Raw genomic sequence first — 23,944 nt, 5'->3', positions numbered from 1 at the left:
CCCTCGTGCGGGGGCGCGGCGGGCGCCGCGGGGGGGGGTGTGGTGTGTGTGGGGGGGGTGGGGCTTTCGCGGGGGGGCGGGGGGCGGGCCCCCCGGGGGGGGGGGGCCCCCCCCCCCCCCCCCCCCCCCCCACGCTGCAGAAAACCGGTCAGGAGTCGGCGAGTGTGGTGTCGACTCCCGCGTAGGTCGCCCACAGCAGGCAGCACGAGTTCCCGCCGCCGACGTTGTCGAGCTGGAAGAAGTAGTCCGACTCCTTGGGCAGACCGTTGTAGGTGCCCCGGCTCGCGTAGCTCGAACCGTTGAAGCAGTTGGTGAAGGTCTTCTCACCGTAGAAGTCGTTGGAGGACAGGGCATCGTAGTCCCACAGCTCGACACCGGTGGTGGCACTGCCGCCCTGGCGGGTGCAGCCCTTGAAGATGATCTCCGTGTAGCTCTCGTCCGCCCAGTAGCGGGACTGGCCGTTGGCCCCGCCGCCGTCTGTCCATGAACCGATGGTGCCGTTCCAGTTGGCAGAGGCACCGGTGGACAGTGCAAAGACGAAGGCTGACGCCATGGCGACCACGGCGGTTATGCGCTTGGAAGACTTGCCCGACACGCGGGAACTCCGAATCTCACACCCGATGCGACCCCCCACGAGGCCTGTTCACAGCAGGCGAGGAAGTGGAAGTTAGCGAACACATGATCTTGTGGTCAACACAAAAATGAACATCCGGCGACGAGTGTGGTGAAGTTGTCGGCCGAGCGCCCGATACACGCGACTTTCGGCAGGCGAGGCCGCTCGGGCTCCGTACGGGCCCAGCAAGTGGACAGTTCAGCAAACGATGTGGCGGACCGTCAGTACTGGCAGGGCCTGGTGGGCGGGTGTCGGTTCCGCGCCTCGGCGCCGCCGCACCGCGGCGGGACGGTCAGGGCTGTACCGGCACCGGTGAGGGCCGGCTGTCTGCTGAATTCCCTGCGCGTGATCGACATCGCGGACTCCTGGGCTGCGTGGCCGGGTGGGTTGGCGCGATCACGTTCCCTCCCCCGCACCAACTCCGGCCGACGCCCGGGGGTCCTGTGCCTCAGCCCCAGCCCCACCCCCGCCCCTCCCTCTCAGTCCTTCTGCCGCGACCGTGCCTTGTAGGCGGCCTTACGGGCGGCCTTCGCGGCGCCACGGTCGCTGTGGAGGCGGCCCATCGCCTCCAGGACCTCGGCGGTGGCGGGGTGGTCCACCCGCCAGGCCTCGTCGAAGAAGCCGCTGTGCTGGCCGGAGAGCCCCTCGACCAGCCCTTGGAGCTCGTCCAGCTCGCCGTCGGCGTCCAGCTGCGCGGCGATCGTGTCCACGGCGAGCCAGAAGATCATCGATTCCGGCGGCGCGGGCACGTCCGCCGCTCCGCGCTCCGCGAGCCAGACCCGCGCCAGCCCGCCGAGCTCAGGATCGTCGAGCACCGCGCGCACGGCGGGCTCGGCCTCCGGGCCGACCAGGGCGAGGGCCTGCTGGCAGTGGAGCCGGCGCAGCGGTGCCCGCCGGTCGGCGCCGCGCGCCGCGCCCAGGAGTTCCGCCGCGGCGGTCTCCGCCCCTTCCGCCCCGCGCCTGCCGAGCCAGAGGCCGACCTCGGTGCGGGCGGCCTCCTCGGGGTAGTACGCGATGCCGTCGAGGAGGACGTCGGCCCCCTTGTCGGCGAGGTCGCCGACGGCGGGCGCGTCCACGCCGGCCTCCAGCATCCGCTCCCGGATGCCGTAGAGACCGAGCGGGGTCAGCTTCACCATGCCGTAGCGGGTGACGTCCTCGTCGTCGGCGGGCGGTGTCGCCTCCTCGCCCTCCTCGGTCAGCAACGTCTCGTCCACCGGCCGGTATTCGACGATCCCGATGGGTTCCAGGACCCGGAACTGGTCGTCCAGCCGCATCATGGCCTCGGACACCTGCTCCAGGACGTCGTCCGTGGGCTCCCCCATGTCCTCGGGCACCACGACGGACGCGGCGAGGGCGGGCAGCGGGACGGGCCCGTCGCCCGGCCCGGCCTCCGAGAGGGTCAGCAGATAGAGGTTGCCGAGCACCCCGTCGAGGAACTCGGCCTCCTCCTCCGGGTCCCAGTCCAGGGCCTCGAAGTCGACGCTGCCGTCCTCACCGATGAGGTCGGCGAAGTCGTCGAAGGCCGGTGCGGTGGCGTCCGCGTGCACGGCCTCCAGGCCGTCGAGCCAGATCGCGAGGACGTCCTGCGGGGATCCGGAGGTCAGCAGGCCCAGGTTCTCGCCGGCGGTGACGGTGCCCTCCGCCTCGCCGTCCGTGCCCTCCGCGTCCTCCGCCTCGTCCTGCGGGTCCTCGACGTCGACGAGCCCGGTGTCGACGGCGAGGCGCCACGCCTCGCTGGCGTACGCGGCACCGTCCTCGTCGTCGGCGAGCCCCAGGTGCTGGGCCGCCGCCGGCAGCTGGGCGTCGACGAGCTCGCCGCCGGCGCCGACCCGGGTCGTGGGGCCCGCCCAGCGGGCGAGGCGGACGGCGCGGGCGAGCAGCGGAGCCGCCAGCGCGTCCCGTGCCAGCTCGGCCTCGGTGTGCAGCCGCACCGGCGGCAGGGAGGGGCGCTCTGCGGACATCAGGGGGTTCTCCTCGGGGCGTGCGCGGGCTGTGTGCAAGGGGCCGGCCCGGTGCGTACGTGGCCTCGGCCGACTCCCAAGCGTAGACGCAATTCGTCCCGAGCCGCCCGGTTCTACCGGAGGTCCGCCCCGATGCTGAGCGCGGGCGTCCAGCGGCGCACCGTACTGCCTTTCAGACCGGCGTAGTTCTGGACCCGGTGCCACTGCGGCGTCAGCGATCCGACGCCGCCGCCGGGCTGGGCGAGGGCGTCGATGTGGGCCTGCGCGGTCTCCCACTCCGCGTAGTTGAGCACCCGGGTCCCGTCCGTACTGGCGTGGAAGTGCGCCGAGATACCGCCGGGTGCGAGCGCCGGGTCGCTCTCCAGCGCCTCGAACACCCTGTCCACCCAGTCCTGTTGGCGGGCCGGGTCGGCTCCGTCGAACTCGACGTCGACGGTCACGACGCAGCCCGGCTCCCGGACGTCGTCCTCCTTCACCCCGGAGCGGTACAGCTCGAACGCGCGCAGTCCGATCCGCTCGATGCCGGGCACCGCCGCGTCGATCTCGGCGACGCGCTCGTCACGGCCCGTACGGGCGAAGTCCCGGTGGGCGGCTTCGTCGGCCCACTGGGAGTAGTTGAGCAGGGTCTTCCCGTCGTCGCCGACCAGGACGCTGTACGACAGCAGCCCGGGGTGCGGCCACTCGCGGGCCTCCCATGCGGCGCGGACGGCCTCGACCGTCCGGCGCTGCCGTTCCGGCGTACCGACGCCCCAGGTGCTGACCTTGACGACGCCCACGCCGGAACGGGTGAGGTCGGGACGGGAGCCGAACTGTACGGACGTCATGGCGGGATCCTCTCCGGGCGCGCCCCGTGGTGCGCCTCCGGTCACCACCCTCATACGTCAAGCGCGCTTGAGGTCAAGGCCGGTCATCCGGCCTTCCCCGTCCGCCAGGCCGTGGTGTTCAGCTCGTCCATCAGGCGGATGTCGTGGCCCTCCAGCGGGAAGACCCGCGCCCCTGTGTCGGGGGCGGCGGCGATCTCCAGGGCGTCACCCTCGATGAGGTCGCCGCCCTCCTGGGTGGAGACCCAGGCCAGCGTCGAGGTGACGCTCGCACCGGGCTTCAGCTCGACCTCCTCCGGGCCCTCGTCGTTGCCGAACATCGATCCGCCCGCGTTCACGGGTACGGGGATGCGCTTCCCGTCCTCCCCCAGCGCGCGGACGGAGGGGTAGCCGTGGACGCGGTAGGGCTTCTTCCCGCAGTTGGTGAGCGTGAGGATGACCGCGCGGCTGAACATCGCCGTCTGGACGGGGCCCATGTCCACGACCACTCCGGAATCGGGGCAGCCGGAGGCCGACGCCGCGGGGGTGGGTGCGAGCGGGGCGGGCCCGTCCGTCGCGGGACCGGCGTCGGGGGCGGGCGCGGCGGCGTCCGGACGCGTCGGGGCGGCGGGGCTCGGCGAGGGGCCCGGCTCGCCCTCACCGGCGGGGACGAGGAAACCGGCGCAGCCGGACAGGGTCAGCGTGGCCGCCGTGAACACGGCTGCCGAGATCGTTCTCCGTACGCGCATGCCGTGTACCCACCCCTGGAACGGTCCGTCGCCACTGTGTTCGATCATGCCAGACGGGGCCCACGACATTTCAGCGTCTCTTGCCCGACACCCCAAGCAGAACTAAGTGGACCCGCACGCACCGGGCGCCGAGACTGCGGAGATGACATCCCACACGGCCAGGCCCTTCGGCCGCGCCCTCTGCGCCATGATCACCCCGTTCACCGCCTCCGGTGACCTGGACCTGGACGCCGCCCGCCGCCATGCCGCCGGTCTCGTCGCGGACGGCTGCGACGGCCTGGTGCTCAGCGGCACCACCGGCGAGTCGCCGACGACGACGGACGAGGAGAAGACCGCGCTGCTGCGGGCCGTCCGGGAGGCGGTCGGGCCCTCGGTCCCGCTCGTCGCGGGCGTGGGCAGTTCCGACACCCGGCACACGGTCCGGCTCGCCCAGGAGGCCGAGGCCGCGGGCGCGGACGGGCTGCTGGTGGTGACGCCGTACTACAGCCGTCCCCCGCAGGCCGCGGTGGAGGCGCACTTCCTCCGGGTCGCGGAGGCCACCGGCATCGGGCTGATGGTGTACGACATCCCGGGCCGCACCGGCACGAGGATCGAGCCGGGAACGCTGCTGCGTCTGGCGGAACATCCACGCGTCGTGGCGGTCAAGGACTGTTCGTACGATCTGCTCGCGGCCGCCAAGGTGATGGCGCGGACCTCGCTGGCGTACTACTCGGGGTGCGAGGAGCTGAACCTCCCGCTGTACGCGCTCGGCGGGGCCGGCTACGTCAGTACGGTCGCCAACGCGGCCCCGCGCCGGATGCGGGCCGTGCTGGACGCGTTCGACGCGGGCGACACGGCGGAGGCGGCCCGCCTCAACGGGCTGACGATCCCTCTGGTCGAGGCCATGATGGCCTCCGGCCTGCCCGGTACGGTCACGGTGAAGGCGCTGCTGGACGCGGGCCCGGTCCGCGAACCGCTGCAGCCCGCCGGCCGCGATGCGGTCGACGGGCTGCGCCGGGTCTACGAGGAACTCCTCGCCGTCACTGCCTAGTTGTGGCTGTGCAGGATGTCGTTGAGCCCGTCCCACACGGCGTTGTTCGGGCGGGCCTCGACGGCGCCGGTCACCGAGTTGCGGCGGAAGAGGATGTTCGAGGCGCCGGAGAGCTCGCGCGCCTTGACGACCTGGCCGTCGGGCATCGTGACCCGGGTGCCGGCCGTGACGTACAGCCCGGCCTCGACGACGCACTCGTCGCCGAGCGCGATCCCGATGCCGGCCTCGGCGCCGATCAGGCAGCGCTGGCCGATGACGATGCGCTCCTTGCCGCCGCCGGAGAGCGTGCCCATGGTGGACGCGCCGCCGCCGATGTCGGAGCCGTCGCCGACGACGACGCCCGCGGAGATGCGGCCCTCGACCATGGAGGTGCCGAGGGTGCCCGCGTTGAAGTTGACGAAGCCCTCATGCATCACGGTGGTGCCGGAGGCCAGGTGCGCGCCGAGCCGCACCCGGTCCGCGTCGGCGATGCGGACGCCCTTGGGCGCGACGTAGTCCGTCATACGGGGGAACTTGTCCACCGAGGTGACCTGGAGGTGCAGGCCCTCGGCGCGGGCGTTGAGCCGGACCTTCTCCAGGTCGTCGACGGCGACCGGGCCCAGCGAGGTCCAGGCGACGTTGGCGAGGAAGCCGAAGATGCCGTCGAGGTTCTGCCCGTGGGGCTGCACGAGACGGTGCGAGAGCAGGTGCAGCCGCAGGTAGGTGTCGTGCGCGTCGAGCGGCTTGTCGTCCAGCGAGGAGATGACCGTGGACACGGCGACGATCTCCACCCCGCGGCGGGCGTCCACACCGATGGCCTTGGCGGCGCCCTCGCCGAGGCGGTTCACCGCCTCCTCGGGGCTGAGTCGCTGCGTCCCTGCCGGGCCGGGCTCGGCGGAGAGCTCGGGGGCGGGGAACCAGGTGTCGAGGACGGTGCCGTCACCGGCGATGGTGGCGAGGCCGGCGGCGACGGCGCCGGTGGTGCGGGCGGAGCCCTGGGAAGTCGTGTCGGTCATGAACAGAACCTAACCGTCGGAGCCCTTCACGGGCGAACCGGTCTCAGCTGCCGGAGCGTGTTCGCCCGGAGGGACGGGGCGCTCGCTCCTCGGACCGCCCGTCACCCGAAGCCCCGAGGGGGGTTCGCGCAGCCGCCGCGCCGCCAGTACGGCCACGCCCGCGCCGCACGCGAGGACGGCGCACAAGGGCCAGAGCAGCGCGGGGGCGGCGGTGTACAGCGCACCACCCAGGGGCGGGGCGAGGACCTGGCCGCTGATGGAGGCACCCGCGTACAGGCTCTGGAACCGGCCCTGCGCATGGGCCGGCGCCTGGTCGGCGACGTAAGCGGTGGCCGTGGTCTTGTAGAGGATCTCGCCCGAGGTCAGCGCCACCATCATCGAGACGGCGAACAGGGCTCCCGCCCCGGGGATCAGCACCGCGTAGCCCAGCCCCACGAGGATCAGTCCGGTCCCGACGACGGTGAGCGGTGCCCGTCGGCGCAGCGCGTGGGTGGCGGGGAGTTCGAGGCAGAGGATGACACCCCCGTTGACCGCGATCAGCCAGCCGTAGAACTGGGTGCCGTGGCCGTGGTCGCCGAGGAAGACGGGCAGGGTGGAGTACTGCTGCCGGTAGACGAGGTCGACGCAGACGATCGCGGCGAGCAGGACCAGCACCGCGGGTCTGGCCCGGAGTTCGCGCCAGAGGCCGGGTGCGTCCGGATCGTGCGCGGGCCGGGTGTGCGCGGTGCCGCGGGACGGCAGCATCGTGGCCGCGTAGCCGGCGAAGAGCAGGGTGCCCAGGCCGTCCGCCAGGAAGAGCCAGTCGTACGAGGTCGCGGCGGCGATCAGCGCGCCGAGGGGCGGCCCGACGGTGAAACCGCCGTTGGAGGCGAAGCGGGTGAGGGCGAAGCTCTGGCGGCGTTCCCCCTCCGGGACGGAGACCGCGACCAGGGCGGCGTTGGCCGAGCGGACGACCCCTGAGGCGTACTGCGCGAGCGGCAGCACCGCGTACAGGGCGGTCAGGGGCAGTACGGGGAGGGTGATGAGTGCGGCCCCGCTCACACAGGCGCCGGTCAGGAGCGCCCGCCGGTGGCCGTACCGGTCCCCGAACCAGCCGCCGGTGAAGTTCCCCGCGACCAGGCCGATCCCGCCGATGCCGCTGATCACACCCGCCTGGGCGACGGAGAGGCCGCGCGGTCCGGTGAGGTAGACGAAGAGATAGACGAAGGTGAAGCTGACGACGGCGTTGAGGAAGGCGCCGAACGCCAGGAGGCGCACCGTTCTCGGTACGCCACGCAACATGCCCATCCCGTTCCCCCCAGGGTAAGTTCCTTTTGGGAACGGACTATGGCAGCCTGGTAACCGCAGGTCAACCGAGTAAGGAGGCGGACATCGTGCCGCAGCGCACCAGCCTGGCCGACGCCGACTGCGCGATCGCCCAGGCGCTCGACGTCGTGGGCGACTGGTGGACCCTGCTGATCGTGCGCGACACCGCGCGCGGGGTGCACCGCTTCGACGCGCTCCAGCAGGAGCTGGGGGTGTCGCGCAAGGTGCTCACCGAGCGGCTGCGCCTGCTGACGGAGGCGGGGGTGCTGGCCCGGCACCCCTACCAGGACCGCCCGGTCCGCCACGAATACCGGCTCACGCCGCGCGGCCGCGCCCTGCTGCCGGTACTGATCGCGCTTCAGGACTGGGGCGACGCCTGGGTGCTGGGGGAAGGGGAGACGATGGCCACGACCACGGAGGACTCCAGGGAGGCGGCGCGGGTGCATGCCCTGGTGGGCACCCGGCTGCCGGAGCTGGAACTGCTGGACCACGACGGCCGGTTGCGCGATCCCGTCGCCGGCACCCCGCACACCGTCCTGTACTGCTTCCCCGGCGCGTACGCCCGCCAGGACGCCTATCCGCCGGGGTGGGCCGGGATCCCGGGCGCGAAGGGCTGCACCCTTGAGTCGTGCACCTACCGCGACCAGCTGGCCGAGTTCACGGCGGCGGGCGCGACCGTGCACGGGGTGTCCACCCAACGCCCGGACGAGCAGAAGGCGTTCTCCGACAAGGAGGGGCTGCGCTTCCCGCTGCTCTCCGACGCGGGGCTGGCCCTGACGGCCGCGCTGCGGCTGCCCACGTTCCGCGCGGCCGGCGTCACCCGGCTGAAGCGGCTGACGCTCGTGGTGGACCGGGACCGTACGGTCGTCGAGGCGCTGTACCCCGTCACGGACATCGAGGCGAGCGTGCGGGCAGCGCTGGCAGCCGTCCGCCGGGGCGCCGTCTGACCGACGCCAGTCCGGCCGGCCTCAGCACTCGACCGGTCCCAGCACCCGACCGGTCTCGGTGGTCGGCCGGTCCCAGTAGTCGGCCGGTCTTCAGTAGCCGGCCGGTCTTCAGCGGCCGGCCCCGTCCACGACCCTGGCCAGCATCTCCCTGGTGTACTCCGGGTCGAAGTCGCCGCCGGTGAGCAGCACCTGGAGGCTGATCCCGTCCAGCAGGGCCGTGAGCGCCCGCGCGGTGGCCCGGTCGGTGCGGTCGGCGACGAGCACGGCCAGGGCGTCGGCCCACTCGGCGGCGACCGGCCGCAGGGCGGGCCGCCGCAGGGCCGCGAGGTACAGCTCGTACTCCAGCGCCGGCGGCCCGGGCCCCGCCGCGAACCACTCCCCCAGCAGCCGGGTCAGCCCGTCGGCCAGCGGGACACCGGGGTCGGAGAAGTACGGGCTCTCCCGCACCGTCCGGGCGAAGTTCTCGTTGCACCGGCGCAGCGCGGCGACCAGCAGCTCGTCGAGCGAGCCGAAGTGATACGTCGTCGAGCCGAGCGGCACATCGGCCTCGGCGGCCACGGTGCGGTGGCTGAGCCCGCCGATGCCCCGGTCCGCGACGACACGGATGGCCGCGTCGATGATGCGCTCACGCCGCTCGGGGTCGTACCGCCGGGCCATCAGTGGGCTCCTCCGAGGTTGAGGACGACGACCCCCGCGATGACCAGAACGATGCCGGCCAGCTTGGCGAGGCTCGCGGACTCGCCCATCCAGATGATGCCGATGGCTGCGACGGCCGCGGTGCCCGCCCCCGCCCAGATGGCATAGGCCGTGCCGATGGACAGCGTCTTGAGGGTCTGGGCCAGCAGGGCGAACGCCAGCACGTAGCCGACGACGGTGATGAGCGAGGGCCACAGCCGGGTGAACCCCTCGCTGTACTTCATGGCCGTGGTCCCGGCCACCTCCGCCGCTATGGCCGCGGCCAGCATTCCGTATCCCATGCGTACGAGCGTACACAACGTTGCGTACGGGCGTACGCAACGACGGTGCACCCATATCGTGACCGGCCAGGAAGGGAATCACGGGCACTCCGGGACGCTACGGTGTCCGCACCGGTAGGACCGGATGACAAGCGGACGATACGAGCGACGGAGCAGTAGTGGCGCAGGACGCAGGGTGGGGCGGGGGCGCCTACGGGGGCGCGGCGTACGGCGGTAGTCCCTACGGGGGGCCGCCGGGGTGGGGCGGCTGGGTGCCGCCGCCGAAGCCGGGGGTGATACCGCTCGTCCCGCTGAAGCTGGGGGACGTGCTGGGCGGGGCGTTCTCGACGATGGGCAGGTACTGGAAGCAGCTCTTCGGCATGGCCGCCGCGCTGTACGGCGGCGCGGCGCTCCTGATGGCGGCGGCGGTGGCCGTCGCCTACGCCGCCGTCGCCGACCACCTGGAACGGGTGATCTCCCTCGACTACGACGAGGGCGCCTCGTCCGCGGACATCATGCCGCTCGTGACCGCGGGCGGCATCCTGGCGTTGCTGGGCATCGTCACGATGGCGGTCGTCTCCGGTCTGATGTACGCGGCGGTCCCGGCCGTGCTGCAGGAGGCCGTCCTGGGCCGGCCCGTCACCTTCGGGACGGTGTGGCGCAAGGCGTGGGCCCATGTCACCCCCGTGATCGGCGCCCTGGTCCTGACCGCCCTGGTCGCGACCGTGCCCGTGCTGCTCATCATGGCGGCCTTCGTCGGGGTGATCATCAGCGTCCTCACGATGGACAGCGGTGGCGGCGTGGCCACCGCCATCTCGCTGGGCGTCATCGGAGCCCTGGTGACCGGGCCGCTGGCGGTCTGGATCTGGATAAAGGTCTGCCTGGCACCGGCGGCCGTGGTCTTCGAGGGCCAGGGACCCGTCGCCGCACTGCGCCGCTCGTCCCAGCTGGTGCGCGGCGACTGGTGGAGGATCTTCGGCATCACCCTGCTGGCCGGCCTGATAGCGGGCGCGGCCGGCTATGTCATCCAGATCCCGTTCTCGATCCTCGGCCTGTTCCCCGGCATGATCGGTAACGCCTCCCTCGATGACGACCCGAGCCCCACCGCGGTGATCGTCGCGATGAGCGGATACCTGGTCGCGACCCTGCTGGGGCAGCTCGTGAGCCAGATCATCTCGACGACGTTCCCCCAGCTGGTGACCGGCCTGCTCTACGTCGACCGGCGGATACGGACGGAGAACCTGGGCCCGGTCCTGGCCGAGGCCGCCGGCGTCCCCGCGCAGGGCGGCCCGGTGCCTCCGCCGTACGGAGGCGCCGCCCCGCAGTGGTGACCCCACCGCGCGGTGGCCGACCGGCGGCGATCAGCCGTTCGACAGCTGCTCGCGCAGCACCGCGCGCAGGGCGACGGGTTCGCGGCCTATCAGCTTGGCCAGCGTCGGGTCGACGGTGGCGAACTCGCCGGCCCGGGCCGCGGTGAAGATGCCCAGCAGCTGCTCCGCGGTCTCCCGGGGAGCGCCCCCGCCCACCATCTGCTCCAGGAACTGGCCGTCGGGCGCGGTGACCCTCGTGAAGGTGCGGCCCGTGAGCCCGGTGGCGATGCCGGCGATGTCGTCGAAGGTCAGCGCCTGCCCGCCGGTGAGCGGCGGCGTGGGACCGTCGAAGCAGCCCTCGTCGGCCAGCACGGCGGCGGCCGCGTCCGCGAGGTCGGCATGGGCGGTCCAGGCGACCAGCCCGTCCGCGGGGAGCACGATGCGGCCGGACTCCTCGGCCTGACCGAGGAAGTGCGCGGCGCTGGCGGCGTAGAAGCCGTTGCGCAGCGAGGTGAACGGCACTCCGCAGGCGCGCAGCGCCGCCTCGGTCGCGGCGTGGTCACGGCACGCCTGGAAGTGCGAGGACGCGGAGGCCCCCATCTGACTGGTGTAGAGGATGCGTCGGGCACCCGCCGCGACGGCGCCTTCGATCGCGGTGCGGTGCTGCTCGACGCACTCGTCGCCCATCTTGTCGACGGAGACGACGAGCACCTGGGAAGCGCCCTCGAAGGCATGGGCGAGGCCGGCGGCGTCGGTGAAGCTGCCCTGCCGCACCCGCACCCCCCGGTCGGCGAACGACTGCGCCTTCCTCGGGTCGCGGACGCTGACGCCGACCCGGTCCGCAGGCACTCGCGTGAGCAGGCTCTCGACGACCTGGTGGCCCAGGTGTCCGGTGGCTCCGGTAACGATGATCATGATGTGCTCCTCATGCGTCGCCCCATGGCACGACAACATTGGTTCCAACGGAATCAACTTCACGGTATCATCGATACTAACACTGGAACCGTCGACACGGTATCGTTGATGCATGCCAACACCTTCACGCGGCCGGGGCGGCGCCGCCGTCAAGTCCGACACCGCGTCCCCGGGCCGGGAGCAGACCCGGCAGCGGGTCATAGACGCCGCCATCGACCTGCTGACGCGCGGGGGACGCGACGCGGTCACCACCCGCGCGGTCGCCGATGCCGCGGGCCTGCAGCCGCCGGCCATCTACCGGCTGTTCGGCGACAAGGAGGGGCTGCTCGACGCGGTCGCCGAACACGGATTCACGGCGTTCCTCGCCACCAAGCACATCGATCCCGACCCGCGCGATCCCATCGAGGACCTGCGTGCGGGCTGGGACGTCGCGGTCGAGTTCGGGCTGGCCAACCCCGCCCTGTTCACCCTGATGTACGCCGAGCCCGCCAGGGCCGACTCACCCGCGTTCAGGACCGGCATGGAGATTCTGATGGGCCGCGTCGGACGCCTCGCCGCCGGCGGCTGGCTGCGCCTCGACGAGGAGCTCGCGGCCCAGACCATCCACGCGACGGCGCGCGGAGCGGTGCTCACCTGGCTGTCACTGCCCGACGACCGGCGCGACCCGGCCCTGTTCACCACGCTGCGGGAGTCCATGGTCACCGCCGTCACCCACCAGGAGCCGGCCGTGCAGGACGCGGGCCCCGCGGGCGCGGCGCGCGCCCTGCGCGCCGTACTGCCCGAGCAGACGCTGCTCAGCAGCGGGGAGCGGCACCTGCTGAGGGAGTGGCTGAACCGCCTCGCCTCCGACGGCTAGGACAGACTCCGACGGCTAGGACAGACGAAGGACGGCCCCCGGCGCAATGCCGGGGGCCGTCCTTGGCGTCATGACTCGGACGTCGGAACCGTGAGGAACCGGACGTCGGACCGAGAGGAGTCAGACGTTGAAGCCGAGCGCACGAAGCTGCTCGCGACCGTCATCGGTGATCTTGTCCGGACCCCACGGCGGCATCCAGACCCAGTTGATCCGGAGCTCGTTGACGATGCCGTCCGTCGCGGACTTCGCCTGGTCCTCGATGACATCGGTCAGCGGGCAGGCCGCGGACGTCAGGGTCATGTCGAGGGTGGCGATGTTGGCGTCGTCGACATGGATGCCGTAGATCAGGCCCAGGTTGACGACGTCGATCCCCAGCTCGGGGTCGACCACGTCGTACAGCGCCTCGCGGACCTCCTCCTCGGAGGCCGGCTTGGTGGTGAGAGTCTCGTTGTCGCTCATGCGGTCTTCCCTTCGGACAGCGCCTGCGCCGTCGCGTCCTTCCACGCCATCCAGCTCAGCAGCGCGCACTTGACCCGGGCCGGATACTTGGAGACACCGGCGAACGCGACCGCGTCCTCCAGCACCTCCTCCATCGCGTCGTCCGGCTCCAGCTGGCCCTTGGACTGCATCAGTTCCAGGAACGACTCCTGGATCTTCTGCGCCTCGCCGAGCTGCTTGCCCACCAGCAGCTCGTTGAGTACGGAGGCGCTGGCCTGGCTGATGGAGCAGCCCTGGCCCTCGTAACTGACGTCGGCGATCGTGTCGCCGTCGTACTTCACGCGGAGTGTGATCTCGTCGCCGCACGTCGGGTTGACGTGGTGCACCTCGGCGTCGCCGTCCCGCAGGCCACGCCCGTGGGGGTGCTTGTAGTGGTCCAGGATCACTTCCTGGTACATGGAATCAAGCTTCACCAGTCAACCCTCAGCCGCTCTGCCATCTAACCGAAAAAGTTCCGCACGTGCTCCAGCCCGTCCACCAGGGCGTCGACCTCGGCCGGCGTGGAGTACAGATAGAACGACGCTCGCGTCGTCGCAGGAATTCCGTACCGCAGGCAGACGGGCCGTGCGCAGTGGTGTCCGACCCGGACTGCGATGCCCTGCTCGTCGAGCACCTGGCCCACGTCGTGGGGGTGGATGTCGCCGAGCGTGAAGGAGATCGTCGCACCGCGGTCCTCGGCCGTCGCCGGACCGATGATCCTCAGGTCGGGGACCTCCAGGAGCCGCCGCACCGCGTACTGGGTGATGGCCTGCTCATGGCGGTGGATGTTCTCCATGCCGATCGAGGAGAGGTAGTCCACGGCCGCACCGAGGCCGACGGCCTGCGCGATCGGGGGCGTACCGGCCTCGAACTTGTGCGGCGCGGGGGCGTACGTCGAGGAGTGCATCGACACGGTCTCGATCATCTCGCCGCCGCCGAGGAACGGCGGCAGGTCCTCGAGGAGCTCCTGCCGTCCCCACAGCACACCGATGCCCGTCGGGCCGACCATCTTGTGACCGGTGAAGGCCACGAAGTCGGCCTGCAGCGCCTGCACGTCGAGCACCATGTGCGGGGCCGCCTGCGAGGCGTCGATGCAGACCAGCGCGCCGACCTGCTGGGCACGCCGGATGATCTTCTCGACCGGGTTGATCGTGCCCATGATGTTCGAGACCAGCGTGAAGGAGACGATCTTCGTCTTCTCCGTGATGATCTCGTCGATGTTCGACAGGTCGAGACGGCCGTCGTCCGTGATGCCGAACCACTTCAGCTTCGCACCGGTGCGCTGCGAGAGCAGCTGCCACGGCACGATGTTGGAGTGGTGCTCCATCTCCGTGGTGACGATCTCGGTGTCGCTGTCGACCCGGTAGGGCTCGTCCGCCCAGCCGAGCATGTTGGCGACGAGGTTCAGCGACTCCGAGGCGTTCTTGGTGAAGATCACCTCGTTGCGGCTGGGTGCGTTGATGAAGGCCGCGACCTTGTCGCGAGCGCCCTCGTACAGCGCGGTGGCCTCCTCGGCGATCGTGTACACACCGCGGTGGACGTTGGCGTTGTGCCGCTCGTAGTACTCGCTGAGCGCGTCGAGGACCTGGCGCGGCTTCTGCGAGGTCGCCGCCGAGTCCAGGTAAACGATCTTCTTGCCGTCGTGGACCGTGCGGTCCAGGATCGGGAAGTCCTTGCGGATCGCCTCGGTGTCGAGGAGGCCGGAGAGCCCCTGTCGGGCGTCAGTCACGCGACCGTACCTCCTGAGTTCGCTCCGCTCACGGGGCCACCCTTCGTGTAGGCCTCGTAGCCCTCGTTCTCCAGCTGGTCGGCCAGCTCGGCACCGCCGGAGGCGGCGATCCGGCCGTTGGCGAAGACATGCACGTAGTCGGGCTTGATGTACTTGAGGATGCGTGTGTAGTGCGTGATCAGCAGGGTGCCGACCTCGCCGGTCTCGCGCACCCGGTTGACGCCTTCGGAGACGGTCTTCAGCGCGTCGACGTCCAGGCCGGAGTCGGTCTCGTCGAGGATCGCGACCTTCGGCTTGAGGAGCTCCAGCTGGAGGATCTCGTGGCGCTTCTTCTCACCGCCGGAGAAGCCCTCGTTGACGTTGCGCTCGGCGAAGGCCGGGTCCATCTGGAGCTGGGCCATCGTCTCCTTGACCTCCTTCACCCACGTCCGCAGCTTGGGGGCCTCACCGCGGACGGCGGTGGCGGAGGTGCGCAGGAAGTTGGAGACCGAGACACCGGGGATCTCGACCGGGTACTGCATGGCGAGGAACAGGCCGGCGCGGGCCCGCTCGTCCACGGACATCTCCAGGACGTCCTCGCCGTCCAGGGTCACCGTGCCACTCGTGATCGTGTACTTGGGGTGACCCGCGAGCGAGTACGCGAGGGTGGACTTGCCGGACCCGTTCGGGCCCATGATGGCGTGGGTCTCGCCCTGCTTCACGGTCAGGTCGACGCCCTTGAGGATCTCCTTCGTGGCGTTGTCGGCCTCGACGGAGACGTGCAGGTCGCGGATTTCAAGCGTTGCCATGGGTGACTCAGGACTCCTGGGTGACGGAGACGAGCACATCGTCCCCTTCGATCTTTACGGGGTATACGGGGACGGGGCGCGTCGCGGGAAGACCGGACGGCTTGCCGGTGCGGAGGTCGAAGCTCGATCCGTGCAGCCAGCACTCGATCGAGCAGTCCTCCACCTCGCCCTCCGAGAGCGAGACGTTCGCGTGCGAGCAGATGTCGTTGATCGCGAACACCTCCCCCTCGGTGCGGACGACGGATACCGGCGTGCCGTCGAGCTCCACCCGCTTCGGGGTGTCGTCCTCCAGCTCGCTCAGCGCACAGGCTTTGACGAAGGCCATCAGACCGACGCCTTCAGCTCGGCCTCGATCTTGTCGAGGAGCCGGGCTTCGACATCCGGCAGACCGATCTGCTGGACCAGCTCGGCGAAGAAGCCGCGCACGACGAGCCGGCGGGCCTCCTCGGCCGGGATACCGCGGGACTGCAGGTAGAACAGCTGCTCGTCGTCGAAGCGGCCGGTCGCCGAGGCGTGGCCGGCACCGACGATCTCGCCGGTCTCGATCTCCAGGTTCGGTACGGAGTCGACACGGGCACCGTCGGTGAGAACCAGGTTGCGGTTCATCTCGTAGGTGTCGGTGCCCTCGGCCGCGGCCTGGATGAGCACGTCGCCGATCCAGACGGCGTGGGCGCCGTCGCCCTGGAGCGCACCCTTGTACACCGCGTTGGACTTGCAGTGCGGGGTGTTGTGGTCGACCAGGAGACGGTGCTCCTGGTGCTGGCCCTTGTCGGTGAAGTACAGGCCGAAGAGCTCGGCCTCGCCGCCCGGGGCCGCGTACGCGACGCGGGGGTGAAGGCGGACGAGGTCCCCGCCGAACGTCACGATGATCGACTTGAAGGAGGCGTCGCGGCCGACCAGCGCGTTGTGCTGGCCGACGTGGACGGCCGTGTCGTCCCAGTCCTGCACGGACACGACGGTCAGCTTGGCGCCGTCGCCCAGGACGTAGTCGACGTTGGCCGCGAGCACGGCGTCACCGGTGTGGTCGATGACGACGACGGCCTCGGCGAAGGCGCCCAGCTCGATGACCTGGTGGCCGTAGGCCACACCGCCCTCGCCGTGCACGGTGATCCGGACCGGCTCGCTGAGCACGGCCTCCTTGGCGACCGTGACGACCGAGGCGTGCTGGAAGGACGAGTACGCCTGGGCGGCGACGCGGTCCACCGGGGTGCCCGCCTTGCCGATGCGGGCGTCGTCGCGGCCGACGGTCTCGACCGTGACGCCGGAGGGCGCCTCGACGACGACCTTGACCCCGTCGCCGGTGGCGACCGCGGTGCCGTCGTGCAGACCGCGCAGCCGCTCCAGCGGGGTGAACCGCCATTCCTCCTCCCGGCCGTGCGGGACCGGGAAGTCCGCGACGTCGAAGGACGGGGGCGCGCTCATGCGCGTGGCGACGGTGGACTCGGCCGCCACCGCGATGGAACCGGCGGTGGTGGAGCCCACCGGGGAAATCTGAGCCTCAGCCATGGCTGTCGTAGTGCTCGCTTTCTCAGTCAAGATCTCTTCGGGACGCGGTCGGCCGGCGTACTAGCCGACCGAGCCCTCCATCTGCAGCTCGATCAGCCGGTTGAGCTCCAGGGCGTACTCCATGGGCAGCTCCTTGGCGATCGGCTCGACGAAGCCGCGCACGATCATCGCCATGGCCTCGAACTCGGTCATGCCGCGGCTCATCAGGTAGAAGAGCTGGTCCTCGGAGACCTTGGAGACGGTCGCCTCGTGACCCATCGACACGTCGTCCTCGCGGACGTCGACGTACGGGTAGGTGTCGGAGCGGGAGATGGTGTCCACGAGCAGCGCGTCGCACAGCACGTTGGACTTGGCTCCCGGCGCACCCTCGCCGATCTCGATGAGACCGCGGTAGGAGGTGCGGCCACCGCCTCGCGCCACCGACTTGGAGACGATGTTGGAGGAGGTGTTCGGTGCCATGTGGACCATCTTGGCGCCGGCGTCCTGGTGCTGGCCCTCGCCCGCGAAGGCGATGGACAGGGTCTCGCCCTTGGCGTGCTCGCCCATCAGGTAGACGGCCGGGTACTTCATGGTGACCTTGGAGCCGATGTTGCCGTCGACCCACTCCATGGTCGCGCCCTCGTACGCCACGGCGCGCTTGGTGACCAGGTTGTAGACGTTGTTCGACCAGTTCTGGATGGTCGTGTAGCGGCAGCGGCCGCCCTTCTTCACGATGATCTCGACGACCGCGGAGTGCAGCGAGTCCGAGGAGTAGATCGGCGCGGTGCAGCCCTCGACGTAGTGGACGTAGGCGTCCTCGTCGACGATGATCAGCGTCCGCTCGAACTGGCCCATGTTCTCCGTGTTGATACGGAAGTAGGCCTGGAGCGGGATCTCGACGTGCACGCCCTTCGGCACGTAGATGAAGGAGCCACCGGACCACACGGCGGAGTTCAGCGAGGCGAACTTGTTGTCACCGACGGGGATGACGGTGCCGAAGTACTCCTTGAAGAGCTCCGGGTGCTCCTTGAGCGCGGTGTCGGTGTCCATGAAGATGACACCCTGCGCCTCGAGCTCCTCGTTGATCTGGTGGTAGACCACCTCGGACTCGTACTGCGCGGCGACACCGGCGACCAGGCGCTGCTTCTCCGCCTCGGGGATGCCGAGCTTGTCGTACGTGTTCTTGATGTCCTCGGGCAGGTCCTCCCAGGACTCCGCCTGCTTCTCCGTGGACCGCACGAAGTACTTGATGTTGTCGAAGTCGATGCCCGACAGGTCCGAGCCCCAGTTCGGCATGGGCTTCTTGCCGAACAGCTTCAGGCCCTTGAGCCGGAGCTTCAGCATCCACTCCGGTTCGTTCTTCTTCTCCGAGATGTCGCGGACGACAGCTTCGGACAGGCCGCGCTTCGCCGCCGCGCCTGCCGCGTCGGAGTCGGCCCAGCCGAATTCGTACGTGCCCAGGCCTTCGAGCTCAGGGTGGGCAGTCTCCGTAGGGAGCGTCATGCGGGGTTCCTCCCGGCCGTACTTGCAGATGCTGAATGAGTGGTCTGTGAAGCCTGTGGTGCCGTGGGGCTGCTGCGCGGAACGAACGTCGTGCACACACCGTCCCCGTGGGCGAGGGTGGCGAGACGCTGCACATGGGTCCCGAGCAGGCTGGAGAAGAATTCCGTCTCCGCCTCGCACAGCTGCGGGAACTGCTCGGCTACGTGCGCTACCGGGCAGTGGTGCTGGCAGAGCTGTTCGCCCTGCTGACGGCCCGGCGCGCTGCGCGCCGTAGCAGCGTACCCGTCGGCGGACAAGGCCCTGGCCAGGGCCTCGGTGCGTGCCTCCGGGTCCGCGGCCTCGATCACCGCGCGGTATTTCTCGGACTGGGCGGCCATCCGGGCGCGGGCGAAGGCGACGAGCGCCTCGTCCCCCGCTGTGTCGGCGATCCAGCGCAGCGCGTCGGCGGCGAGCTTGTCGTAGGACTGGTCGAATGCGTCCCGGCCGCAGTCGGTGAGGGCGAACACCTTGGCCGGACGGCCACGGGTCCGCGCTCCGTAGACCCGCTGTTCGCGGGCCTCGACCACATCGTCGGAGACGAGTGCGTCCAAATGGCGACGGACGGCGGCCTGGGTGAGACCGACGCGCTTCGCCAGGTCGGCGACGGTGGACGGGCCATGGTCCAGGATGGAGCGCGCGACCCGGTTGCGCGTCGGGCGCTCACCGGTCGCGAGTTCCTCCTGAGGAGCCTCGCCAACGTATTTCACAACGCCATTGTTGCGTAATTCCTTCGGGCGTGACAACCCGCCTCAGGACCGGGCACGGTGCCCTTCATCACTTAGGTAGACCTAAGTTGACCTGCGGAAATGACGATCACAGCAGGCCGGCGCAGGTGGGCGCTCTCCGGGCCGGCCGGTGGCCGGGCAGCCGGGAAGGCCCGCGGGACCGGCGAGGAACCCGGCGCGCCGGACCCCTCACCGGCCAGCCTAGACTTGCCCGCCATGAGCAGCGAGCCCGTCGTACAGGCCAGGGGCCTTGTCAAGCGGTACGGCACCAAAGCCGCGGTCGACGGCCTCGACCTGGAGGTCGCGGCGGGCGCCGTGACCGCGGTCCTCGGCCCCAACGGCGCCGGCAAGACCACCACGATCGAGAGCTGCGAGGGCTACCGCCGGCCGGACGGGGGGACCGTGCGGGTCCTCGGTCTCGACCCGGTCGCGGACGCCGCGGCGCTCCGCCCCCGCATCGGAGTGATGCTGCAGTCCGGCGGCGTCTACTCCGGCGCCCGGGCCGAGGAGATGCTGCACCACATGGCGAAGCTCCACGCCCATCCGCTGGACGTCGGCGCGCTCGTCGAGCGTCTGGGGCTCGGCAGCTGCGGCCGGACCACCTACCGCAGGCTCTCCGGCGGGCAGCAGCAGCGCCTCGCGCTGGCGATGGCCGTCGTGGGCCGCCCCGAGCTGGTCTTCCTGGACGAGCCGACGGCCGGTCTCGACCCGCAGGCCCGCCGCTCGACGTGGGACCTGATCCGGGAGCTGCGCACCGACGGCGTGTCGGTCGTGCTCACCACCCACTTCATGGACGAGGCCGAGGAGCTCGCCGACGACGTCGCCGTCATCGACGCAGGGCGGGTCATAGCGCAGGGCAGCCCGGAGCAGCTGTGCCGCGGCGGCGCCGAGAACACCCTGCGCTTCACCGGCCGCCCCGGCCTGGACCTCGGCTCGCTGCTGAAGGCGCTGCCCGACGGCAGCGAGGCGGCCGAGCTCACCACCGGCGCCTACCGCATCACCGGCCGGATCGACCCGGAGCTGCTGGCCACCGTCACCTCCTGGTGCGCCCAGCACGGCGTGATGCCGGACGGCATCGCGGTGGAGCGGCACACCCTGGAGGACGTCTTCCTCGAACTGACCGGCAAGGAGCTGCGCGCATGAGCGCCGGTACGTACACCCCGCGCCCCGGCGCCGCCCCGCTGCCCCGCATGATCGCCGCGCAGGCCGCGCTGGAGACGCGGATGCTCCTGCGCAACGGTGAGCAGCTGCTGCTCACGGTGGTCATCCCCACCCTGCTGCTCGTGCTGTTCAGCGCGGTCGACATCGTCGACACCGGCGCGGGTGAACCGGTCGACTTCCTGGCGCCCGGCGTCCTCGCCCTCGCGGTGATGTCCACGGCCTTCACGGGCCAGGCCATCGCGACCGGCTTCGAGCGCCGTTACGGGGTGCTCAAGCGGCTGGGGGCCTCTCCCCTGCCCCGCTGGGGCCTGATGACGGCGAAGACGCTCTCGGTGCTGGTCACGGAGGTGCTGCAGATCGTCCTGCTGACGGTGATCGCCTTCGCCCTGGGCTGGTCGCCCGAGGGGAACCCGTTCGCCGTGCTGCTGCTCCTGGTGCTGGGCACCGTGGCCTTCTCCGGGCTGGGGCTGCTGATGGCGGGGACGCTGAAGGCCGAGGCGACGCTCGCCGCGGCCAACCTGGTCTTCCTGCTCCTGCTGGTGGGCGGCGGCGTCATCGTGCCGCTGGACAAGTTCCCGGACGCCGCGCAGTCGGTGCTGGGCCTGCTGCCGATCTCGGCGCTCTCCGACGGGCTCAGGGACGTCCTCCAGCACGGCGCGGCGATGCCCTGGGGCGACGCGGCGGTCCTGGCCGTCTGGGCGGTCCTGGGACTGGGCGCGGCGGCCCGCTTCTTCCGCTGGGAGTGACCGCCCGGCCACCGCGGATGTCCGGGCCCACCCGGAATGCCCACCCCTCGTGAAAACATGCACAAGCCGTTCCTTACGATGGTGCGCGTGGAAACCCCCCTCTCCTACATCGCCAAGCGCTGGACTCCGTCGGTGAGGACGGCCAAGCGCGCCGCACTCGCCGCGGTGGTGATGAGCGTTTTCATCATCATCACCGGCGGCGCGGTCCGGCTGACCGGTTCCGGTCTGGGCTGCGACACCTGGCCCAAGTGCACCGACGACAGCCTCTTCGCGACGCCCGAGCAGGGACTGCACGGCGCGATCGAGTTCGGCAACCGGATGCTCACCTACGTCCTGTCGGCCGCGGTCGGCTGGGCGATCATCGCGGCACGTTCCCTGAAGCCCCGCCGGCGCGGTCTCACCCGCCTGGCGTGGTCGCAGTTCTGGCTGGTGATGGGGAACGCCGTCATCGGCGGGATCACGGTCTGGGCCGGCCTCAACCCGTGGTCGGTGGCCGGGCACTTCCTGCTCGCCAACTGCCTGCTCACGGTGGCCGTGCTCACCTGGGTGCGGATCGGCGAGGGTGACGGGCCGCCGCGGCCGCGCGCCCCGCGCCCGGTGCGGCAGCTGTCCTGGGCCATCGTCGTCACCACGGTCGTCCTGATCGCGCTCGGCACCACCGTGACGGGCTCCGGCAAGCACGCCGGCGACAGCAGCGACGTACCGCGCATGCCGTGGGACTGGAGCGCCGCCGCCCATGTGCACGCCATCGCCGCCTGGGTCGTCTGCGCCCTGGCCGTCGCGATGTTCTTCGCCCTGCGTGTCGTGGATGCCCCCGTGGACACGAGGGCCCGCGCCCGTGACCTGCTGATCGTCCTGGTGGCGCAGGGCGGCATCGGATACGTCCAGTACTTCAACGACGTACCGGAGATCCTGGTCGGCCTCCACATGTTCGGCTCGGCCCTGCTGTGGATCGCCGTGCTGCGCCTGCTGCTGTCACTGCGCGAGCGTCCGGTGGCCGACACCGCCGTCCCCGCCCCGGCGGTGGCCGGAGACCTGCCGGAGCACGCCGCCGCGCGCTGAGCGGAAGCCGCTCCCCCGGTACCACGGCGACGGCCCCCGTCCTTCTCGGACGGGGGCCGTCGCCGTTCCCCTACGGCCCCGGTCCGGGGCCCGGGCGTCTCAGCCCTTGTTGTCGTTGGAGGGGCCGCCGACCTGGATTCCCGCCATCCGGGACCACTCGTACGGGCCGGTGCGGACCTTGGCCGCGAACTCGCCGTCGAAGTCCTCGTGGACCGTGATGCCCGCCTTCTGCGTGGCGCTCTCGGCGACGGCGTGGGAGGGGGCGACGAGGTCGCCCCAGCCGCCGTCCTCGCCGACCAGCACGATGCGGGTGCCCATCTGGCCGAGGTGGGCGAGCTGCCCCTCGGCGCCGCCGTGCGCCTTGGCGAAGGCGCCGATCTGCTTGGCGAGCTTCGTGGCCCTGCGCTCCGCGCGGGCCGCGTGCTTGCTGTCGTCCGTCTGCTGCGTCTGGGGCTCTGCGGTCTCTGCCATGGACAGGATGCTACCGACGGGTAGATCGACTGGCGACGGGCGGGGGGCGTGGCATCGGCCACGTCCCCCGCCCGTCGGCGGAGCTCAGGTGCGTGCGGGACTACCTCAGGAAGGGGTCCACGGCGACGGCGACGAAGAGGAGCGAGACATAGGTGATGGACCAGTGGAACAGCCGCATCTCCTTGAGTTTGGTGCCCGTGACCCCCGCCTTCGCCCGGTTCTGCAGGCCGTGCGCCTCCCAGAGCCAGAAGCCGCCGGTGAGCAGGGCGACGGCCGTGTAGAACCAGCCCGTGTAGCCCAGAGGAGTGAGGAGCAGCGAGACGCCGACCATCACCCAGCTGTAGACGACGATCTGGCGGGCCACCACCTGGTTGGAGGCGACGACCGGGAGCATCGGGACGCCGACCCGGGCGTAGTCCTCCTTGACCTTCATCGACAGCGGCCAGTAGTGCGGCGGCGTCCAGAAGAAGATCACGGCGAAAAGGATGACCGCGGCCCAGCTCATCGAATTGGTCACGGCGGACCAGCCGATGAGCACCGGCATGCAGCCCGCGATTCCGCCCCAGACGATGTTCTGCGAGGTGCGGCGCTTGAGCAGCATCGTGTAGACGACGACGTAGAACAGAAGTGCGCCGAGCGCGAGGGCTGCCGAGAGCCAGTTGACCAGCAGTCCGAACCACACGGTGGAAATCACCGCGAGGGCGATTCCGAAGGCGAGGCACTCCCTGGGGCTCACCATGCCCGTGACCAGCGGGCGCTGGGACGTACGGTCCATCAGCGCGTCGATGTCACGGTCGATATACATGTTGAGCGCATTGGCACCGCCCGCGGAGAGATATCCGCCGATGGTGGTGGTTACTACGAGCCAAAGATCGGGCACGCCCTGAGCGGCGAGGAACATCACCGGAACGGTGGTGATCAACAGAAGCTCGATGATGCGCGGCTTGGTAAGAGCCACGAATGCCTTGATGCGGGCCCCGGACGGGCGATGGCCCCCTGGGCTCGGAGTCAAGGCGACCCCTGCGGGTCGGGACTCGACGGCCGTCACGCACACCCCTGACAGAGAAATCCCAGCAAGCTCCGGGCGTGAAGGCCCAGTAAAGACTTGCGCGAACCAGACCACTGTAGACGTTGGGCATACGCCGCTCTTCGCGGGGGTGGGGTCGTGTTGGGGTGGCGCAGAAGTGAACGACGGCGCTCATACGGGAGGCGAACTCCGCAGGTCGCCCGCACTGTGGAAAGGGCAGAAGTACGGCCTTGGGACGGGGGTAGGCTCGACAATGCCCGGTGCGGTAACCAGTCACCGGTTTACAACAGTGGA

General features: G+C 70.7%; 26 protein-coding genes. 7 read left to right on the top strand and 19 right to left on the bottom strand.

Annotated elements, in window-relative coordinates:
* Positions 1–148 precede the first annotated feature (148 nt).
* The 4 genes from ACIRD8_RS03790 to ACIRD8_RS03775 form a co-directional block, all read right to left on the bottom strand.
* Positions 149–595, bottom strand: coding sequence for a hypothetical protein (locus tag ACIRD8_RS03790; RefSeq protein WP_403985590.1), 447 nt, complete (start codon positions 593–595; stop codon positions 149–151).
* A 497-nt stretch (positions 596–1,092) separates the two neighbouring features.
* Entirely contained in the window at positions 1,093–2,574 is a 1,482-nt protein-coding gene (locus ACIRD8_RS03785) for a hypothetical protein (RefSeq protein ID WP_403985588.1), read from the bottom strand.
* Between the two features lie 113 nt (positions 2,575–2,687).
* Positions 2,688–3,398: an antibiotic biosynthesis monooxygenase gene (locus ACIRD8_RS03780; protein ID WP_403985586.1), complete on the bottom strand. Its 711-nt coding sequence runs from the start codon at positions 3,396–3,398 to the stop codon at positions 2,688–2,690.
* An 83-nt stretch (positions 3,399–3,481) separates the two neighbouring features.
* Entirely contained in the window at positions 3,482–4,123 is a 642-nt protein-coding gene (locus ACIRD8_RS03775; RefSeq protein WP_403985584.1) for a DUF4232 domain-containing protein, read from the bottom strand.
* 142 nt (positions 4,124–4,265) lie between these two features.
* Between ACIRD8_RS03775 and dapA the strand changes: the two genes are divergently transcribed.
* Entirely contained in the window at positions 4,266–5,153 is an 888-nt protein-coding gene (dapA, locus tag ACIRD8_RS03770) for a 4-hydroxy-tetrahydrodipicolinate synthase (RefSeq protein ID WP_403985582.1), read from the top strand.
* Here the strand turns inward: dapA and dapD are convergent.
* Both dapD and ACIRD8_RS03760 read right to left on the bottom strand, forming a co-directional pair.
* Positions 5,150–6,148: a 2,3,4,5-tetrahydropyridine-2,6-dicarboxylate N-succinyltransferase gene (gene dapD / locus ACIRD8_RS03765; RefSeq protein WP_382994523.1), complete on the bottom strand. Its 999-nt coding sequence runs from the start codon at positions 6,146–6,148 to the stop codon at positions 5,150–5,152. The genes dapA and dapD overlap by 4 nt on opposite strands.
* 9 nt (positions 6,149–6,157) lie before the next feature.
* Positions 6,158–7,435, bottom strand: coding sequence for an MFS transporter (locus ACIRD8_RS03760; RefSeq protein WP_403985580.1), 1,278 nt, complete (start codon positions 7,433–7,435; stop codon positions 6,158–6,160).
* 86 nt (positions 7,436–7,521) lie between these two features.
* Here ACIRD8_RS03760 and ACIRD8_RS03755 point away from each other — a divergent pair, with 86 nt between their 5' ends.
* Entirely contained in the window at positions 7,522–8,400 is an 879-nt protein-coding gene (locus tag ACIRD8_RS03755; protein WP_403985578.1) for a winged helix-turn-helix transcriptional regulator, read from the top strand.
* Between the two features lie 108 nt (positions 8,401–8,508).
* Here the strand turns inward: ACIRD8_RS03755 and ACIRD8_RS03750 are convergent, their stop codons facing one another.
* A complete protein-coding gene (locus ACIRD8_RS03750; protein WP_403985577.1) occupies positions 8,509–9,057 on the bottom strand; it encodes a TetR/AcrR family transcriptional regulator in 549 nt (182 codons plus the stop codon).
* A complete protein-coding gene (locus ACIRD8_RS03745; protein ID WP_403985575.1) occupies positions 9,057–9,377 on the bottom strand; it encodes a DMT family transporter in 321 nt (106 codons plus the stop codon). The genes ACIRD8_RS03750 and ACIRD8_RS03745 overlap by 1 nt, the downstream gene beginning before the upstream one ends.
* Before the next feature lie 158 nt (positions 9,378–9,535).
* Between ACIRD8_RS03745 and ACIRD8_RS03740 the strand changes: the two genes are divergently transcribed.
* On the top strand, positions 9,536–10,687 hold the full coding sequence (locus ACIRD8_RS03740) for a hypothetical protein (RefSeq protein WP_403985573.1): 1,152 nt from the start codon (positions 9,536–9,538) through the stop codon (positions 10,685–10,687).
* Between the two features lie 30 nt (positions 10,688–10,717).
* Here the strand turns inward: ACIRD8_RS03740 and ACIRD8_RS03735 are convergent, their stop codons facing one another.
* Positions 10,718–11,581, bottom strand: coding sequence for an NAD(P)H-binding protein (locus ACIRD8_RS03735; protein ID WP_403985571.1), 864 nt, complete (start codon positions 11,579–11,581; stop codon positions 10,718–10,720).
* 112 nt (positions 11,582–11,693) lie between these two features.
* Between ACIRD8_RS03735 and ACIRD8_RS03730 the strand changes: the two genes are divergently transcribed.
* A complete protein-coding gene (locus ACIRD8_RS03730) occupies positions 11,694–12,437 on the top strand; it encodes a TetR/AcrR family transcriptional regulator (RefSeq protein ID WP_403985569.1) in 744 nt (247 codons plus the stop codon).
* A 120-nt stretch (positions 12,438–12,557) separates the two neighbouring features.
* Here ACIRD8_RS03730 and ACIRD8_RS03725 read toward each other — a convergent pair whose 3' ends face one another.
* Genes ACIRD8_RS03725 through ACIRD8_RS03690 form a run of 8 tightly spaced genes read right to left on the bottom strand, consistent with a single transcriptional unit; the run spans position 12,558 to position 19,165 of the window.
* Entirely contained in the window at positions 12,558–12,896 is a 339-nt protein-coding gene (locus ACIRD8_RS03725; RefSeq protein WP_056783575.1) for a metal-sulfur cluster assembly factor, read from the bottom strand.
* Positions 12,893–13,348, bottom strand: a complete 456-nt coding sequence (gene sufU / locus ACIRD8_RS03720; RefSeq protein ID WP_403985567.1) for a Fe-S cluster assembly sulfur transfer protein SufU — start codon at positions 13,346–13,348, stop codon at positions 12,893–12,895. The genes ACIRD8_RS03725 and sufU overlap by 4 nt, the downstream gene beginning before the upstream one ends.
* 26 nt (positions 13,349–13,374) lie before the next feature.
* Positions 13,375–14,643 (bottom strand): cysteine desulfurase, encoded by a 1,269-nt coding sequence (locus ACIRD8_RS03715; RefSeq protein ID WP_403985565.1) that lies wholly within the window; start codon positions 14,641–14,643, stop codon positions 13,375–13,377.
* Positions 14,640–15,431, bottom strand: coding sequence for a Fe-S cluster assembly ATPase SufC (sufC, locus tag ACIRD8_RS03710; RefSeq protein ID WP_104789961.1), 792 nt, complete (start codon positions 15,429–15,431; stop codon positions 14,640–14,642). The genes ACIRD8_RS03715 and sufC overlap by 4 nt, the downstream gene beginning before the upstream one ends.
* A 7-nt stretch (positions 15,432–15,438) precedes the next feature.
* Entirely contained in the window at positions 15,439–15,756 is a 318-nt protein-coding gene (locus tag ACIRD8_RS03705) for a bifunctional 3-phenylpropionate/cinnamic acid dioxygenase ferredoxin subunit (RefSeq protein WP_018555702.1), read from the bottom strand.
* Positions 15,756–16,937, bottom strand: coding sequence for a Fe-S cluster assembly protein SufD (sufD, locus tag ACIRD8_RS03700; RefSeq protein WP_382994545.1), 1,182 nt, complete (start codon positions 16,935–16,937; stop codon positions 15,756–15,758). The genes ACIRD8_RS03705 and sufD overlap by 1 nt, the downstream gene beginning before the upstream one ends.
* A 60-nt stretch (positions 16,938–16,997) precedes the next feature.
* Positions 16,998–18,419: a Fe-S cluster assembly protein SufB gene (gene sufB, locus ACIRD8_RS03695; protein WP_033303094.1), complete on the bottom strand. Its 1,422-nt coding sequence runs from the start codon at positions 18,417–18,419 to the stop codon at positions 16,998–17,000.
* Positions 18,416–19,165, bottom strand: coding sequence for a helix-turn-helix transcriptional regulator (locus ACIRD8_RS03690; RefSeq protein WP_403985563.1), 750 nt, complete (start codon positions 19,163–19,165; stop codon positions 18,416–18,418). The genes sufB and ACIRD8_RS03690 overlap by 4 nt, the downstream gene beginning before the upstream one ends.
* A gap of 234 nt (positions 19,166–19,399) precedes the next feature.
* Here ACIRD8_RS03690 and ACIRD8_RS03685 point away from each other — a divergent pair, with 234 nt between their 5' ends.
* From ACIRD8_RS03685 to ACIRD8_RS03675, 3 genes are all read left to right on the top strand, one after another.
* Positions 19,400–20,326 (top strand): ABC transporter ATP-binding protein, encoded by a 927-nt coding sequence (locus ACIRD8_RS03685; protein ID WP_403985561.1) that lies wholly within the window; start codon positions 19,400–19,402, stop codon positions 20,324–20,326.
* Positions 20,323–21,090 carry an ABC transporter permease gene (locus ACIRD8_RS03680; RefSeq protein WP_393387686.1) on the top strand — a complete coding sequence of 256 codons (768 nt, stop codon included), beginning with the start codon at positions 20,323–20,325 and terminating at the stop codon, positions 21,088–21,090. Before ACIRD8_RS03685 ends, ACIRD8_RS03680 begins: the two co-directional genes overlap by 4 nt.
* 78 nt (positions 21,091–21,168) lie before the next feature.
* Positions 21,169–22,152 (top strand): heme A synthase, encoded by a 984-nt coding sequence (locus ACIRD8_RS03675; RefSeq protein WP_403985559.1) that lies wholly within the window; start codon positions 21,169–21,171, stop codon positions 22,150–22,152.
* 99 nt (positions 22,153–22,251) lie between these two features.
* Here ACIRD8_RS03675 and ACIRD8_RS03670 read toward each other — a convergent pair whose 3' ends face one another.
* Complete coding sequence (locus tag ACIRD8_RS03670; RefSeq protein WP_403985557.1) at positions 22,252–22,623, bottom strand: hypothetical protein; 372 nt, start codon at positions 22,621–22,623, stop codon at positions 22,252–22,254.
* A gap of 100 nt (positions 22,624–22,723) precedes the next feature.
* On the bottom strand, positions 22,724–23,677 hold the full coding sequence (locus tag ACIRD8_RS03665; protein ID WP_403985555.1) for a heme o synthase: 954 nt from the start codon (positions 23,675–23,677) through the stop codon (positions 22,724–22,726).
* Between the last annotated feature and the right edge of the window lie 267 nt (positions 23,678–23,944).

It is taken from the genome of Streptomyces sp. NPDC102451 (assembly GCF_044765485.1).
Taxonomy (GTDB): Bacteria; Actinomycetota; Actinomycetes; order Streptomycetales; family Streptomycetaceae; genus Streptomyces.
Note: the sequence above shows the minus strand (reverse complement) of the source record. Positions and strands in the feature narration are given on the sequence as shown.

What these genes read in the sequence shown, in the direction of transcription:
- ACIRD8_RS03785 (WP_403985588.1), bottom strand. Translation starts at nt 2,574, where the DNA reads ATGTCCGCAGAGCGCCCCTCCCTGCCGCCGGTGCGGCTGCACACCGAG.
- ACIRD8_RS03780 (WP_403985586.1), bottom strand. Translation starts at nt 3,398, where the DNA reads ATGACGTCCGTACAGTTCGGCTCCCGTCCCGACCTCACCCGTTCCGGC.
- ACIRD8_RS03775 (WP_403985584.1), bottom strand. Translation starts at nt 4,123, where the DNA reads ATGCGCGTACGGAGAACGATCTCGGCAGCCGTGTTCACGGCGGCCACG.
- dapA (WP_403985582.1), top strand. Translation starts at nt 4,266, where the DNA reads ATGACATCCCACACGGCCAGGCCCTTCGGCCGCGCCCTCTGCGCCATG.
- dapD (WP_382994523.1), bottom strand. Translation starts at nt 6,148, where the DNA reads ATGACCGACACGACTTCCCAGGGCTCCGCCCGCACCACCGGCGCCGTC.
- ACIRD8_RS03760 (WP_403985580.1), bottom strand. Translation starts at nt 7,435, where the DNA reads ATGGGCATGTTGCGTGGCGTACCGAGAACGGTGCGCCTCCTGGCGTTC.
- ACIRD8_RS03750 (WP_403985577.1), bottom strand. Translation starts at nt 9,057, where the DNA reads ATGGCCCGGCGGTACGACCCCGAGCGGCGTGAGCGCATCATCGACGCG.
- ACIRD8_RS03745 (WP_403985575.1), bottom strand. Translation starts at nt 9,377, where the DNA reads ATGGGATACGGAATGCTGGCCGCGGCCATAGCGGCGGAGGTGGCCGGG.
- ACIRD8_RS03735 (WP_403985571.1), bottom strand. Translation starts at nt 11,581, where the DNA reads ATGATCATCGTTACCGGAGCCACCGGACACCTGGGCCACCAGGTCGTC.
- ACIRD8_RS03730 (WP_403985569.1), top strand. Translation starts at nt 11,694, where the DNA reads ATGCCAACACCTTCACGCGGCCGGGGCGGCGCCGCCGTCAAGTCCGAC.
- ACIRD8_RS03725 (WP_056783575.1), bottom strand. Translation starts at nt 12,896, where the DNA reads ATGAGCGACAACGAGACTCTCACCACCAAGCCGGCCTCCGAGGAGGAG.
- sufC (WP_104789961.1), bottom strand. Translation starts at nt 15,431, where the DNA reads ATGGCAACGCTTGAAATCCGCGACCTGCACGTCTCCGTCGAGGCCGAC.
- ACIRD8_RS03705 (WP_018555702.1), bottom strand. Translation starts at nt 15,756, where the DNA reads ATGGCCTTCGTCAAAGCCTGTGCGCTGAGCGAGCTGGAGGACGACACC.
- sufD (WP_382994545.1), bottom strand. Translation starts at nt 16,937, where the DNA reads ATGGCTGAGGCTCAGATTTCCCCGGTGGGCTCCACCACCGCCGGTTCC.
- sufB (WP_033303094.1), bottom strand. Translation starts at nt 18,419, where the DNA reads ATGACGCTCCCTACGGAGACTGCCCACCCTGAGCTCGAAGGCCTGGGC.
- ACIRD8_RS03685 (WP_403985561.1), top strand. Translation starts at nt 19,400, where the DNA reads ATGAGCAGCGAGCCCGTCGTACAGGCCAGGGGCCTTGTCAAGCGGTAC.
- ACIRD8_RS03680 (WP_393387686.1), top strand. Translation starts at nt 20,323, where the DNA reads ATGAGCGCCGGTACGTACACCCCGCGCCCCGGCGCCGCCCCGCTGCCC.
- ACIRD8_RS03675 (WP_403985559.1), top strand. Translation starts at nt 21,169, where the DNA reads ATGGTGCGCGTGGAAACCCCCCTCTCCTACATCGCCAAGCGCTGGACT.
- ACIRD8_RS03670 (WP_403985557.1), bottom strand. Translation starts at nt 22,623, where the DNA reads ATGGCAGAGACCGCAGAGCCCCAGACGCAGCAGACGGACGACAGCAAG.